The 14,233-nt window shown below is 73.0% G+C and carries 12 protein-coding genes; 4 read left to right on the plus strand and 8 right to left on the minus strand.

The genetic code is table 11. The annotated features are described in order from the left end of the window. Window positions 1–91: 91 nt before the first annotated feature. Entirely contained in the window at window positions 92–853 is a 762-nt protein-coding gene (locus ACWEJX_RS26465; RefSeq protein WP_451609905.1) for a putative protein N(5)-glutamine methyltransferase, read from the minus strand. Further along, complete coding sequence (locus ACWEJX_RS26470) at window positions 846–1,328, minus strand: glutathione peroxidase (protein ID WP_451609906.1); 483 nt, start codon at window positions 1,326–1,328, stop codon at window positions 846–848. Before ACWEJX_RS26470 ends, ACWEJX_RS26465 begins: the two co-directional genes overlap by 8 nt. A gap of 37 nt (window positions 1,329–1,365) precedes the next feature. On the opposite strand from ACWEJX_RS26470, the gene ACWEJX_RS26475 reads away from it, so the two are divergent. Continuing rightward, complete coding sequence (locus ACWEJX_RS26475; RefSeq protein WP_451609907.1) at window positions 1,366–1,581, plus strand: DUF6011 domain-containing protein; 216 nt, start codon at window positions 1,366–1,368, stop codon at window positions 1,579–1,581. Window positions 1,582–1,766: 185 nt separating this feature from the next. Here ACWEJX_RS26475 and ACWEJX_RS26480 read toward each other — a convergent pair whose 3' ends face one another. After that, window positions 1,767–2,591 carry an SDR family NAD(P)-dependent oxidoreductase gene (locus ACWEJX_RS26480; RefSeq protein WP_451609908.1) on the minus strand — a complete coding sequence of 275 codons (825 nt, stop codon included), beginning with the start codon at window positions 2,589–2,591 and terminating at the stop codon, window positions 1,767–1,769. Window positions 2,592–2,685: 94 nt separating this feature from the next. Continuing rightward, complete coding sequence (locus tag ACWEJX_RS26485) at window positions 2,686–3,222, minus strand: YceI family protein (RefSeq protein ID WP_451609909.1); 537 nt, start codon at window positions 3,220–3,222, stop codon at window positions 2,686–2,688. Between the two features lie 156 nt (window positions 3,223–3,378). Here ACWEJX_RS26485 and sigJ point away from each other — a divergent pair, with 156 nt between their 5' ends. After that, window positions 3,379–4,302 carry an RNA polymerase sigma factor SigJ gene (gene sigJ, locus ACWEJX_RS26490; RefSeq protein ID WP_451609910.1) on the plus strand — a complete coding sequence of 308 codons (924 nt, stop codon included), beginning with the start codon at window positions 3,379–3,381 and terminating at the stop codon, window positions 4,300–4,302. A 25-nt stretch (window positions 4,303–4,327) separates the two neighbouring features. Here sigJ and ACWEJX_RS26495 read toward each other — a convergent pair whose 3' ends face one another. Continuing rightward, window positions 4,328–5,191, minus strand: coding sequence for an acyl-CoA thioesterase (locus ACWEJX_RS26495; RefSeq protein WP_451609911.1), 864 nt, complete (start codon window positions 5,189–5,191; stop codon window positions 4,328–4,330). 28 nt (window positions 5,192–5,219) lie between these two features. Beyond that, on the minus strand, window positions 5,220–7,793 hold the full coding sequence (locus tag ACWEJX_RS26500; protein WP_451609912.1) for a DEAD/DEAH box helicase: 2,574 nt from the start codon (window positions 7,791–7,793) through the stop codon (window positions 5,220–5,222). 102 nt (window positions 7,794–7,895) lie between these two features. Here ACWEJX_RS26500 and ACWEJX_RS26505 point away from each other — a divergent pair, with 102 nt between their 5' ends. Then, the gene (locus tag ACWEJX_RS26505; RefSeq protein ID WP_451609913.1) at window positions 7,896–8,687 is read left to right on the plus strand and encodes a metal-dependent hydrolase; all 792 of its coding nucleotides are present in this window, start codon (window positions 7,896–7,898) and stop codon (window positions 8,685–8,687) included. 104 nt (window positions 8,688–8,791) lie between these two features. On the opposite strand, the gene ACWEJX_RS26510 is transcribed toward ACWEJX_RS26505, so the two are convergent. Together ACWEJX_RS26510 and ACWEJX_RS26515 are read right to left on the minus strand one after the other, a co-directional pair. Next, window positions 8,792–10,573 (minus strand): ABC transporter ATP-binding protein, encoded by a 1,782-nt coding sequence (locus tag ACWEJX_RS26510; RefSeq protein WP_451609914.1) that lies wholly within the window; start codon window positions 10,571–10,573, stop codon window positions 8,792–8,794. Continuing rightward, window positions 10,570–12,411, minus strand: a complete 1,842-nt coding sequence (locus ACWEJX_RS26515) for an ABC transporter transmembrane domain-containing protein (RefSeq protein ID WP_451609915.1) — start codon at window positions 12,409–12,411, stop codon at window positions 10,570–10,572. Before ACWEJX_RS26515 ends, ACWEJX_RS26510 begins: the two co-directional genes overlap by 4 nt. A gap of 207 nt (window positions 12,412–12,618) precedes the next feature. On the opposite strand from ACWEJX_RS26515, the gene ACWEJX_RS26520 reads away from it, so the two are divergent. After that, window positions 12,619–14,232: a peptide-N4-asparagine amidase gene (locus tag ACWEJX_RS26520; protein WP_451609916.1), complete on the plus strand. Its 1,614-nt coding sequence runs from the start codon at window positions 12,619–12,621 to the stop codon at window positions 14,230–14,232. Window position 14,233 lies beyond the last annotated feature (1 nt).

Here is a 14,233-nt window from a genome sequence, read left to right on the forward strand (position 1 = left end):
GGGAGTCCATGCGGAGCATCGGCGACCGACGACAACGCGGCGAGGCGCGGTGCCAGGCGTCGCGAGCCCGGCATGATCGGCGAGACACCCCCTAGGGGCGGGTCGCCACGACGATCGTGGCGTAGAGGTCCTCGTCCTCCAGGACCCGGGCCGTCAGGCCGTGCGCGGCGACCACCGCCACGGCCGGGCCCGTCTGGCGCTCGCTGGTCTCGAACAGCAGATGACCGCCCGGCGCCAGCCACTCGACCGCGCCGGCCGCGACCCGGCGCAGCACGTCCAGACCGTCCGCGCCGCCGTCCAGGGCCACCAGCGGCTCGTGGTCGCGGGCCTCGGGCGGCAGCAGCGGCACGTCGCCGCTCGGTACGTACGGGACGTTGGCGACGAGCACCTCGACGCGGCCCCGCAGCTGCGCCGGCAGCGGGGCGAAGAGGTCGCCCTCGTACACCCGCCCGCCGCGCGGCTCCACATTGCGGCGGGCGCAGCGCACGGCGGCCGGCTCGATGTCGGAGGCGTACACCTCGGCGCCCTCGACCGAGGCGAGCAGCACCGCGGCCGCCGCGCCCGTACCGCAGCACAGGTCGACGCAGACCGCGCCGGGCCCGGCGAGCGCCACGGCCCGGCCGACCAGGAACTCGGTGCGGCGGCGCGGCACGAACACCCCGCCGTCCACCTCGATCCGCAGCCCCCCGAACGCGGCCCAGCCCACGACGTGCTCCAGCGGCAGGCCCGCGGCCCGCCGCTCCACCATCGCGTCCAGCTCGGCCGGACCGGCCGCGGCCGCCGTCAGCAGCTCCGCCTCCTCCTCGGCGAAGACACAGCCCGCGGCCCGCAGCCGCGAAACGACGTCAGGCAAGCTGGGCCTCGATCGCCGCGACCAGCTCCGGGGCCTCCGGCTCGGTGCGCGGGCGGAAGCGGGTCACGGCGCCGTCCCGCCCGATCAGGAACTTCTCGAAGTTCCACTGCACGTCACCGGCCTCGCCCTCGGCGTCGGCGACCTTCGTCAGCTCCGCGTACAGCGGGTGCCGCCCGGCACCGTTGACCTCGGTCTTCGCGAGCAGCGGGAAGGTCACGCCGTACGTCGCCGAGCAGAACGTGCCGATCTCCTCCGCGCTGCCCGGCTCCTGGCCCGCGAACTGGTTGCACGGCACGCCGAGCACGGTGAAGCCCCGGTCCGCGTACTCCTTCTGCAGCCGCTCCAGGCCCGCGTACTGCGGGGTGAGACCGCACTGGGACGCCACGTTCACGACCAGGACGGCCCGGTCGCGGAAGTCGGCGAGGGAGAGCGGGTTGCCGGCGAGGGTCGTCAGCGGAATCTCGTACAAGCTCATGGGACTGCTCCTCGTCACAATGGGGTTTGATCTGACCATGGAAGACGAATCGCTGGCAATCGACATCGGTGCCACACCGGATGCCGACGCGCCCGGCCGGGTGTGGTGCCGGCTGTGCGGGCGCCCGCTGACCGGCGCCGCGTCCCGCCGCACCGGCCTCGGCCCGGCCTGCGACGCCAAGCTGCACCCGCCGGGCCCGGACATCCGGACCCGGCGGCACGAGGTCGAGCAGGACACCCTGCCCGGCATCTAGGGGGTGTCTCGCCGATCATGCCGGGCTCGCGACTCCCCCAGAGCTTCGCCTGGGAGGTGCCCCCAGCACCGCGCCTCGCCGCGTTGTCGTCGGTCGCCGATGCTCCGCATGGACTCCCTCCTCCGCCTTGCGATACACGGCACCAGACGCCGCTCCCTGATCCGGCCTGATCGACGAGACACCCCCTAGCCCCGCACGTCTCCGTGGGCCTCCTGCGCGAGATCCTGCCAGGCCGCCCAGGTGCGCAGGCGGTCCGCGTAGACCTGGGGGAGGAGCTCGTTCCCCTGCGCGCCGAAGAAGACCCGCAGCGGCGGGTTCTCGGCGTCGACGACCTTCAGCAGGGCCCGGCCGGCGGCGGCGGGGTCGCCGACGTCGACGGACTTCGCGAACGCGGCGAACTGCTCCCGCAGCCCCTCGTACACCGGATCGGCCTCGGCGTGGACGACGCTCGCCATCGCGTCCGTGGCGTAGGAGCCGGGCTCGACCACGGTCACCCTGATCCCGAACGGGGCCACCTCCTGGGCGAGGGACTCGCTCAGGGCCTCCAGGGCCCACTTGGAGGCGTGGTAGCCGCCGCCCAGCGGCATCGCGACGACACCGCCGACCGAGGAGATCTGCACGATGTGGCCGCCGCCCTGCGCCCGCAGCCGTGGCAGCGCTGCCTGCACCACCCACAGCGGGCCGTACAGATTGGTCTCCAGCTGGTCCCGCAGGTCCCGCTCGCCCAGCTCCTCGACGGCGCCGAAGAGGCCGTAGCCCGCGTTGTTCACGACCACGTCGAGCCGGCCGAAGTGCTCCGCGGCCCGTCGTACGGCCTCGTGGACGGCGGCCCGGTCGGTGACGTCGAGAGCGAGCGGCAGCACCGCCCCGCCGTGCGCGGCGACCAGGTCGTCGAGGCGCGCGGCGTCCCGGGCGGTCGCGGCCACCCGGTCTCCGCGGGACAGCGCGGCCTCGGCGAAGGCGCGGCCCAGGCCGCGGGCGGAACCGGTGACGAACCAGACCTTGCTCATGATGGATGTCCGTTTCTGTGGTGGCTTCCGGAGCGGAATACGCCCATGGGACGCCGCACCCGGCCGTCCTGTGACACGCCCGCCGGGACGCGCGTCAGCCCAGCCGCAGCACGGCCACGTCCAGTTCGAGCCGCACCATCGGGCTCATCATGAACCGGGTCGCCGCGTTCCAGTTCACCCCCCACGCGTTGCGGTCGATCGTGACGCCGCCGCGGAGCCCGACGCGGTGCCCGTCGCCGCTGTCGGTCAGCTCCAGGCCGAGCGTGACCGGCCGGGTCACCGACCGCATGGTGAGGTCGCCGGTCACCGCGAACCGGGTGGTCCCGGTCTGCCGGACCTCGGTCGAGGCGAACTCCAGGGCCGGGAAGTCGGCCACGTGCAGGAAGGTGGCGCACAGATGCTCGTCGCGCCGCGCGTTGCCGGTACGGATGCTGTCCGCCCGGACGGTGAGCCGGACGTCGGACCGGGCCGGGTCCGCGCCGTCCAGGTGCGCCCGGCCCTCGAAGTCGTCGAAGTGGCCGCGCACCCGGGTGGACATGGCGTGGCGGGCCACGAAGCCGATCCGCGTCCGGCCGGTGTCCAGGACGTAGTCGCCGGTCAGTTCGGCGAGCGTGGTGATCGGGGTGGACATGCTGGTCACTCCTCGTACGTGATGGGTTTCGCCGGTACGACGAGACGGCGCCCCGGAACGTCAGGCCGGCCCGCCCCACGGCCCGCCGCGTCACATTTCGCGCCTCGGTTTCGTCGTACGGATGTGAGTACGCGCGAGAGGAAGGCCGGTGGCACGATGAGCAGCGACGAGGACCTGAGCGTCGTCATGAGCGAGCGGCGGCAGCTGATGGGCGTGGCCTACCGGCTGCTCGGTTCGCTGGCCGACGCCGAGGACGTGGTCCAGGACACGTACGCCCGCTGGTACGCGATGTCACCGGAGCAGCGCGCCGGGATCGCCAACCCCGCCGCCTGGCTGACCCGCGTCGCCAGTCGCATCTGCCTCGACGTGCTCCGCTCGGCGCGGGTCCGGCGCGAGAGCTACGTGGGCGAGTGGATCCCGGAGCCGGTGCCAGGGCGCCCGGAGTGGATCGGCGAGCGCCCCGGTGACGCCACGGTCGACCCGGCCGACCGGGTCACCCTCGACGAGTCGGTCAACATGGCCTTCCTCGTCGTCCTCGACGCCATGACGCCCGCCGAGCGCGTCGCGTTCGTGCTGCACGACGTCTTCGGCTACGCGTTCCAGGAGGTCGCCGAGATCGTCGGCCGCACCCCGGCCGCCTGCCGGCAGCTCGCCTCCTCGGCCCGCCGCCGCGTCCACGCGGCCCGCCCGGCGGCGGTGGCGGCGGCCGCGCCCGACGCGCGGCGCGCCGACCTGGTCCGGGACTTCAAGCGGGCCTGGGAGGCCAAGGACATCAAGGCCCTGATCGGGCTGCTCGCCCCGGACGCCACGGTGGTGGCCGACGGCGGCGGTCTGGTCGCCGCCGCGCTGCACCCGATCGAGGGCCACGAGCGCATCGCCCGCTACCTGGTCGACCTCGTCGCCCGCGCCTCCGCCATGACCTTCGAGGAGCGGACGGTCAACGCCCAGCCCGGCCTGACGGTCTGTCACGAGGGCGCCGTCGTCGCGGTGTTCGCGTTCGACGTCGCCGACGACCGGATCACCGGCATCTGGGCCGTACGCAACCCGGAGAAGCTCCGCCCCTGGACCACGGAGGAGTGAGCAACAACGCTGCGGGTCAATACGCCTAGAGCTTGCGGAACAGGCCCTCCTGGACCACCGACACCAGCAGCCTGCCCTCGCGGTCGTAGATCCGGCCGCGGGCCAGGCCGCGCCCGCCGGTCGCGATCGGCGACTCCTGGTCGTACAGGAACCACTCGTCGGCCCGGAACGGGCGGTGGAACCACATCGCGTGGTCCAGCGACGCCATGTCGAAGCCGCGCGGCCCCCACAGCGGCTCGACCGGGATCCGTACCGCGTCGAGCAGCGTCATGTCGGAGGCGTACGTGAGGGCGCAGGTGTGCACCAGCGGGTCGTCGCCCAGCGGCCCGACCGCCCGCATCCACACCGCGCTGCGCGGATCCGCGTCGGCGACCTCGTCCTTCGACCAGCGCAGCCGGTCCACGTAGCGGATGTCGAAGGGCTGGCGGCGGGCCATCCGCTCCAGCGCCTCCGGCAGTGCGCCGAGGTGGTCGCGGATCTCGTCCGACAGGTTCGGCAGGCTGTCCGGGTCGGTGAGGTGCCGCGGCGGCAGCTGGTGCTCGAAGGCGCCCTCCTCGGGGAGGTGGAAGGAGGCCGTCAGATTGAAGATCGTCCGGCCCTCCTGCACCGCCGTGACCCGCCGGGTGGTGAAGGAACGCCCGTCGCGCACCCGCTCCACCTGGTAGACGATCGGCACGCCCGGCCGGCCCGGGCGCAGGAAGTAGGCGTGCAGCGAGTGCACCGGGCGGTCGGCGTCCACCGTGCGCCCGGCCGCCACCAGGGCCTGGCCGGCGACCTGCCCGCCGAAGACCCGCTGCAACGACTCCTGCGGGCTGCGGCCGCGGAAGATGTTCACCTCGATCCGCTCCAGATCGAGCAGATCGACGAGTCTCTCGGCGGGGTTGGTCACCTTGCTCCTCCTGGAAGTGGTCACGGGTTCACAGCTGTCCGACCGACGTCACACGGACGATCGCCCGGCCCTCCTCGTCCGAGGCCGCCAGGTCCACCTCCGCGCTGATGCCCCAGTCATGGTCGCCGTTCGGGTCCGCGAAGGTCTGCCGGACGCGCCAGACGCCGTGCGCCGGGTCCTCCTCGATGGCCAGCAGCTTCGGGCCGCGCGCGTCCGGGCCCGTACCGAGGTCGTCGTACTCGTCCCAGTACGCGTCCATCGCCTCGCCCCATGCGTCGGCGTCCCAGCCGGACTCCGCGTCCATCTCGCCGAGCTCGTCCACGTTGTCGAGCGCCGCCAGCTCCACCCGGCGGAACATCGCGTTGCGCACCAGGACCCGGAACGCGCGGGCGTTCGCGGTGACCGGCTTGACCTGGTCGGCCTTCTCCTGGGCCTCCTCCGCGGACTCCAGCTCCGGGTTGGCCAGCTGCTCCCACTCGTCGAGCAGCGAGGAGTCGACCTGCCGCACCATCTCGCCCAGCCAGGCGATCAGGTCCTCCAGGTCCTCCGTCTTCAGGTCGTCCGGGATGGTGTGGTCCAGCGCCTTGTACGCGCTCGCCAGATAGCGCAGCACGATGCCCTCGGTGCGCGCCAGCTCGTAGAAGGAGGTGAACTCCGTGAAGGTCAGCGCCCGTTCGTACATGTCACGGATGACGGACTTCGGCGACACCGGGTGGTCGCCGACCCACGGGTGCGACTTCCGGTAGACGTTGTACGCGTGCCAGAGCAGCTCTTCGAGCGGCTTCGGATACGAGATCTCCTGGAGCCGCTCCATCCGCTCCTCGTACTCCACGCCGTCCGCCTTCATCGCGCCGACCGCCTCGCCGCGCGCCTTGTTCTGCTGGGCGTGCAGGATCTGGCGCGGGTCGTCGAGCGTCGACTCCACGACCGACACCATGTCGAGCGCGTACGACGGGGACTGCGGGTCGAGCAGGTCGAAGGCGGCGAGCGCGAACGTCGACAGCGGCTGGTTGAGCGCGAAGTCCTGCTGCAGGTCGACGGTCAGCCGGATCGTGCGGCCCTCGGCGTCCGGCTTGTCCAGCTGCTCCACGACGCCGCCGTCGAGCAGCGAACGGTAGATCGCGATGGCCCGGCGGATGTGCTTCAGCTGGTTGCGGCGCGGCTCGTGGTTGTCCTCGAGCAGCTTGCGCATCGCCTCGAAGGCGTTGCCGGGGCGGGCGATCACCGAGAGCAGCATGGTGTGGGTGACCCGGAAGCGGGAGGTCAGCGGCTCCGGCTCGGCGGCGATCAGCTTCTCGAAGCTGTTCTCGGTCCAGCCGACGAAGCCCTCCGGGGCCTTCTTGCGGACCACCTTGCGGCGCTTCTTCGGGTCGTCGCCGGCCTTGGCCAGCGCCTTCTCGTTCTCGATGACGTGCTCGGGCGCCTGCGCCACCACGAAACCGGCGGTGTCGAAGCCGGCCCGCCCGGCCCGGCCCGCGATCTGGTGGAACTCACGGGCGCGCAGCGTGCGCACCCGGTTGCCGTCGTACTTCGTCAGCGCCGTGAACAGCACCGTGCGGATCGGCACGTTGACGCCGACGCCCAGGGTGTCCGTACCGCAGATGACCTTCAGCAGACCCGCCTGCGCCAGCTTCTCCACCAGGCGCCGGTACTTCGGCAGCATGCCCGCGTGGTGCACGCCGATGCCGTGCCGGACGTAGCGGGAGAGGTTCTTGCCGAACTTGGTGGTGAACCGGAAGTTGCCGATCATCTCGGCGATCCGGTCCTTCTCCTCGCGCGAGCACATGTTGATGCTCATCAGCGACTGCGCCCGCTCCACCGCCTGCGCCTGGGTGAAGTGGACGATGTAGACCGGCGCCTGCTTGGTCTCCAGGAGCTCGGTGAGCGTGTCCGTGATCGGCGTGAGCCGGTACTCGTACGACAGCGGCACCGGCCGGGTCGCCGAGCGCACCACCGAGGTCGGCCGCCCGGTCCGCCGGGTCAGGTCCTTCTCGAACATCGACACGTCGCCGAGCGTCGCCGACATGAGGATGAACTGCGCCTGCGGGAGTTCGAGCAGCGGGATCTGCCAGGCCCAGCCGCGGTCCTGCTCGGCGTAGAAGTGGAACTCGTCCATCACGACCTGGCCGATGTCGGCGTCCTTGCCGTCGCGCAGCGCGATCGAGGCGAGCACCTCGGCGGTGCAGCAGATCACCGGCGCGTCCGCGTTCACGGAGGCGTCGCCCGTCAGCATGCCGACGTTCTCCGTGCCGAAGATCTTGCACAGGTCGAAGAACTTCTCCGACACCAGCGCCTTGATCGGCGCCGTGTAGAAGGTGACCTGGTCATTGGCCAGGGCAGTGAAGTGCGCCCCCGCCGCGACCAGCGACTTTCCCGAGCCGGTGGGCGTGGAGAGGATCACGTTGGCCCCGGAGACCACCTCGATCAGCGCCTCCTCCTGGGCCGGGTAGAGCGTGATGCCCCGGTCCTCCGCCCAGGTGGAGAACGCCTCGAAGAGGGCGTCGGGGTCGGCGGTCGGCGGCAGCTGATCGATAAGGGTCACGCCCCCATCTTGCCTGGATTCCGCCCGGATGAGGGAACCGGCCACCGGATCGAAGATCACGGACGATAGGCTGGCCCGTCGACCGGCCGTCAACTGGGCGGCCGAGCACGGGGAAACCGCGAGCAGCGGCGAGCGGCAGCGAGAGACGGGGCGGGAAGAATCATGATGGGACCGGCGCACTCGCTGTCCGGAGCGGCGGCCTGGCTGGGCGTCGGAGCGGGGGCAGCGGCCTTCGGGCACCCCATGCCCTGGCCGGTTCTCGTCGTCGGCGCGCTCATCTGCGCGGGCGCCGCCCTCGCCCCCGACCTCGACCACAAGTCGGCGACCATCTCGCGCGCCTTCGGCCCGGTCTCCCGCGGCCTGTGCGAGATCGTCGACAAGCTGTCGTACGCCGTCTACAAGGCGACCCGCACCTCCCACGACCCGCGCCGCTCCGGCGGCCACCGCACCCTCACCCACACCTGGGTGTGGGCGGTCCTGGTCGGCGGCGGCTGCTCCGTCGCCGCCGTCACCGGCGGCCGCTGGGCGGTCCTCGCGATCCTCTTCGTCCACCTCGTGCTCGCGGTCGAGGGCCTGCTGTGGCGGGCCGCGCGGATGTCGAGCGACGTCCTGGTCTGGCTGCTCGGCGCCACCAGCGCCTGGATCCTCGCCGGTGTCCTCGACCAGCCCGGCAACGGCGCCGGCTGGCTCTTCACCGCGCCCGGCCAGGAGTACCTGTGGCTCGGCCTGCCGATCGTCCTCGGCGCCCTCGTCCACGACATCGGCGACGCCCTGACCGTCTCCGGCTGCCCGATCCTGTGGCCCATCCCGGTCGGCCGCAAGCGCTGGTACCCGATCGGCCCGCCGAAGGGCATGCGCTTCCGCGCGGGCAGCTGGGTCGAGCTGAAGGTCCTGATGCCGGCGTTCATGGTGCTGGGTGGAGTGGGCGGGGCGACGGCGCTCGGTTATCTGTAGAGCAGCCGGATCCCGGATCCCGGATTTCGGATTTCGGATCCGGGATCTCGGATCCCCCGAGCCGGGGGCGCCCCGCTACCGGCACCGGCGCCAGGCACCGCCGCCTACCCGTGCCAGGACCGCCATAGCTCCGCATACGCCCCGCCCGCCGCGACCAGCTCCTCGTGGCTGCCCAGCTCGCTGATCCGGCCGTTCTCGACGACCGCGATCAGATCGGCGTCGTGCGCGGTGTGCAGCCGGTGCGCGATGGCGACGACCGTGCGGCCGTCCAGGACCCCGGCGAGGGAGCGCTCCAGGTGCCGGGCCGCGCGCGGGTCGAGCAGCGAGGTGGCCTCGTCCAGGACGAGGGTGTGCGGGTCGGCGAGGACGAGCCGGGCGAGCGCCACCTGCTGGGCCTGGGCCGGGGTGAGCGCCAGGCCGCCGGAGCCGACCTCGGTGTCCAGGCCGGCGTCGAGGGCGCGGGCCCAGCCGTCCGCGGCCACCGCGGCGAGCGCCGCCCACAGCTCCCCGTCCCCGGCGTCCGCCCGCGCGAGCCGCAGGTTGTCGCGGAGCGAGCCGACGAAGACGTGGTGCTCCTGGTTGACCAGGGCCACGTGCTCGCGCACCCGCTCGGCCGGCATCCGCGCCAGTTCGGCCGCACCGAGGGTGACCGAGCCGGTGCGCGGGGCGTAGATGCCGGCGAGCAGCCGGCCCAGCGTGGACTTCCCGGCGCCCGAAGGGCCGACCAGGGCGATCCGGGTGCCCGGGGCGACGTCCAGCGACACCCGGTGCAGCACGTCCACGCCCTCCCGGTAGCCGAAGCGCACCTCGTCGGCCCGGACCTCCCGTCCCTCGGGCCGCGTCTTCGGGTCGCCGGCCGCCGGCTCGATCTCCCGGACGCCCACCAGGCGGGCCAGCGACACCTGGGCGACCTGGAGCTCGTCGTACCAGCGCAGCACGATCCCGATCGGGTCGACCAGCATCTGCGCGAGCAGCGCGCCCGTGGTCAGCTCGCCGACGTCGAGCCAGCCGTGGAGGACGAGGCCGCCGCCGACGAGCAGCACCGAGGTGATGACCAGGGTGTGGGTGAGGTCGACGACCGGGAAGAGCACCGAGCGGAGCCAGAGCGTGTACCGCTCCCATCGGGTCCACTCGGCGATCCGCCGGTCCGACAGCGCGATCCGGCGCGCGCCGAGGCGGTGCGCCTCGACCGTACGGCCCGCGTCCACGGTCTCGGCGAGCACGGCGGAGACCGCCGCGTAACCGGCCGCCTCCGAGCGGTACGCCGCCGGGGCCCGCCGGAAGTACCAGCGGCAGCCCACGACCAGCAGCGGCGCGGCGACGAGCAGCGCGAGGGCGAGCGGCGGCGCGGTGACCGCGATGCCGCCGACGAGCAGCGCCGCCCACACCACGCCGACGACGAGCTGCGGCACGGCCTCGCGCATCGCCTCCGCCAGCCGGTCGATGTCGGTGGTGATCCGCGACAGCAGGTCGCCCGTGCCGGCCCGCTCCAGGACGCCCGGCGGCAGCGCCACCGCGCGCACCAGGAAGTCCTCGCGCAGATCGGCCAGCATCCGCTCGCCGAGCATCGCCCCGCGCAGCCGTACCAGCCGCGTGAACACCGTCTGGACCACCAGGGCGATCGCGAACAGGGCGCCCGTGCGCGCCGGATGGAGCTCCCGGGCCCCGGCCGTCAGGTCCTCCACGACCGTGCCGAGGAGATAGGGCGCCACCATCGAGGCGATGACGGCGACCGCGTTGACCGTGACCAGGACGGTGAAGGCGCCCCGGTGACGGCGCAGCAGATCCCGTACGTACGCCCGGACCGTCGCCGCCGTGCCCACGGGCAGGGTGGTCGCGGACCGGGGTGCCGCCGGGTCGTACTCCGGCGGCGCCACGCCGATCATGCCGTTTCTCCTTCCAGCTCGCCGAGGCGGCTCAGCTCGGTGTCGAGGACGAGATCCGGTTCGTCGACGCCCTTGCCGGCGGTCTCGTCGTCGGTCTCGCGGGTGACGACGGCCCGGTAGCGGGGCTCGGCCGCGAGCAGTTCGCGGTGCGTGCCCACGGCGACCGCCGTGCCGCCCTCGACCAGGACGACCCGGTCGGCGAGGTCGAGCAGCAGCGGCGAGGAGGCGAGCACCACCGTCGTCCGCCCGGCCCGAAGCCGCCTGATCCCGGCCGCGACCCGGGCCTCGGTGTGCGAGTCGACCGCCGAGGTCGGCTCGTCCAGGACGAGCACCTCCGGGTCGGTGACCAGGGAACGGGCCAGCGCGAGCCGCTGCCGCTGGCCGCCGGAGAGCGACCGGCCGCGCTCGGTGATCCGGGTGCGCATCGGGTCGCCGCCGGTGTCCACGGACGCCTGCGCGAGCGCGTCGAGCACGTCACCGCACTGCGCCGCGGCCAGCGCCTCCGCTGCCGCGACCCGGCCGGACGACGGCACGTCGAGCAGCTCCCGTAGCGTGCCGGAGAGCAGCACCGGGTCCTTGTCCTGGACGAGGACGGCGCCGCGGGCGGTCCCGAGCGCGAGTCCGTCCAGGGCCACCCCGCCGAGCAGGACGGAGGAGTGGTCCTCGCCCGGCTCCGCCGGATGGCCGCCGAGCCGGTCGGCGAGCCGCCCGGCCGCGTCCGGGTCGCCGCACACCACCGCGGTGAACCGGCCGGCCGGCGCCCGTACTCCGGTCACCGGGTCGTACAGGTCCCCGCCCGGACGGATCTCGTCCCCGGCGGTCCGCGCGGCCTGCGCGGTGGTCGTACGGCTCAGGGCGAGCACCCGCGCCGCGCGCTTCGCGGACGGCCGCGAGAAGGAGTACGCCATGGCGATCTCCTCGAAGTTGCGCAGCGGATGGTGCGTGAGCGCCACCGCGCCGTACACGGTGACCAGTTCGCCGACCGTGATCCGCCCGCCGAGCGCGAGCCGCGCCCCGTACACGACCACGGCCGCCAGCAGCAGACCCGGCAGCAGCACCTGCACGGCCGCGATTAGCGCCCACATCCGGGCGCTGCGCACGGCGGCCCGGCGCACTTCCTGGGAGGCGGCCCGGTAGCGGCTGAGGAACAGCTCCTCGCCGCCGATGCCGCGCAGCACCCGCAGTCCGGCGACGGTGTCGGAGGCCAGTTCGGTGGCCCGGCCCGACTTCTCGCGCTGCTCGTCGGCCCGGCGGGTGGCGCGGGGGAGCAGCGGCAGCGCGGCGAGCGCGAGGACGGGCACGCCGAGGGCGACGACCAGTCCGAGGTCCGGTTGGTAGAGCAGCAGCCCGACGCAGACGAGGACGAGGGTGAGGGCGGCGGACGCGAAGCGGGAGACCGCCTCGACGAACCAGCCGATCTTCTCGACGTCACTCGTGGACACCGCCACGACCTCGCCCGCCGCGACCCGGCGGGTCAGGACGGCCCCCAGCTCGGCCGTCTTGCGGGAGAGCAGCTGCTGGACGCGGGCGGCGGCCGTGATCCAGTTGGTCACACTCACCCGGTGCACCATGGCGTCGCCGGTCGCGATCGCCACGCCGAGCACGACCAGCAGCCCCGCGCCGAGCGCGAGCCGCCCGCCGTCGCGGTCCACGACCGCCTGCACGGCGAGTCCGACGCCCAGCGGGAGGCCGGCGATGCCCAGTTGCAGGAGCAGGCCCCACAGCAGGCACTTCAGCTGACCGCCGAGCTGGTTCCGGCCGAGCCAGAGCAGGAAGCGCGGTCCCGAGCGGACGTCCGGCACCCCTGGGTCGGCGTACGGAAGGTCTTTGATCTGCATGGCGCCCCAAGGGTTGCGACGGCGGCCTTTCGGGCCTGTCCGTCGGATCGGGGTCGGATGGGCCCGAGGGGCCTTCCGAACCCTCCAAGGTTTGCGCCGCGAGCGGCCCTCCGGCAATCGATTTTCTGGCAACTCCGAACACATCAGGCCAAGGCGGGCCCACGCCCTCTGGACCAGCTCACCCGGCCCGCGCTTCACTCACGACCCATGAGACAACGGAAGATCATGAGCATGATCGGCGGCCTCACCCTGGCCGCCGGACTGCTGCTCGCCGCCCCCGCTTCCGCCGGTGCGGACGAGGCCCCCGCCACCCCGCCGGCCGAGTTCACCACCGACTGGCACGACCCGGTCACCGCGGCGCCGCCGATCGACACCCCCGACACCCGCAGCTGCCAAGTGACCCTGGTCGAGACCCAGTTCCGCGACTTCACGCCCTTCCAGGGGAGTTACGCCCCGCCCAAGGAGTGCGGCACGCGCTGGAACAAGGTCGTGCTCCGCCTCGATGGCAAGGTGAAGGGCCGTCAGTACGACCGGCTCGGCTACCTCACCGTCGGCGGCGTCGAGATCCTCCGCACCTCCACCCCCGAGCCCTCGCCCGAAGGCATCGCCTGGTCCGTGCAGAAGGACGTCACCCGCTACCGGGACACCTTCAGCCGCCCGCAGTCCGTCGAGATGCTCATCGGCAACGTCGTCAACGACACCTACACAGGTGTCCTCGACGTCCGCGTCACCCTCACCTTCTACACCGCCCACGGCAAGGCGAAGCCCGCCGCCACCCCCGACCGGGTGCTGCCGCTGACCGGCGGCAGCCTCACCACCCCGCGCAACACCGAGCGGATCCTCGCGGAGGTGTACGCCACCGGCTCCGGCGGCGGCTGCGAGGAGTTCTGGTACCTCACCGTCCCCGACGCCGCCCCGTACTCCTGCAAGGCGACCGAAGGCCCGTACCGCGAGGTGCAGATCAGCGTCGACGGGCAACTCGCCGGCATCGCCGCCCCGTTCCCGCACGTGTGGACGGGCGGCTGGTCCAACCCCTTCCTCTGGTACGTGACCCCCGCGCCGCGCGCCTTCGACGTGCAGCCCGTCGTCTACGACCTCACGCCCTTCGCCGCCGTCCTCAACGACGGCCGGGCCCACCGCGTCGAGGTCTCCGTCGCCGGCGTCCCGGCCGGACAGAGCGGGTGGAGCGTCCCCGCCAACGTGCTGCTCTGGCAGGACGAGGGCCGCGCCGTCGTCACCGGCGCCCTGGACCGCCACGAGGCCGGCGCGCTGCGCAACTCGCCCGTCCACACGCCCGGTTCGGCCGGTTCGCCCGACGTCCTGGAGACCACCGGCGGGCACACCCTCACCGTCGCCGGTCACCTGAACACCTCGCACGGCCGCGTCGACACCACCGTCACCCGCACCGTCGACCACCGCTCCACCCACCGCTGGGGCGCGGACGAGAACCCGGACGCGCTCGCCGCCCGGTGGAGCGACGACGAGACCGTGACCGTCGGCTGGACCACGACCCGCACCCACCGCACGTACACCATGGACGGCGAGATCAGCGTGGACGCCGCCAACCGGCTGCGGACCGTCCTCACCGTCGGCGACCGCGCGGACATCGCCGTCGTGCGCGGCGACAAGCGCCTGTCCTGGTCGCGGCTCGACGACACGTACACCGGTGACGCCGCCTTCAACCTCGGCGTCCCGCGTGAACAGCGGCACGCCGTCGGCACCAGCGAGGAGCGCTACCGGCTGTACGGCTCCGAGGGCTGCTACGACCGGACGCTGAGGACCGCCCAGGGCACCTTGGTCGAGGACTCGCGGCGCTGCTGAC

It is taken from the genome of Streptomyces sp. NPDC004788, assembly GCF_053601115.1.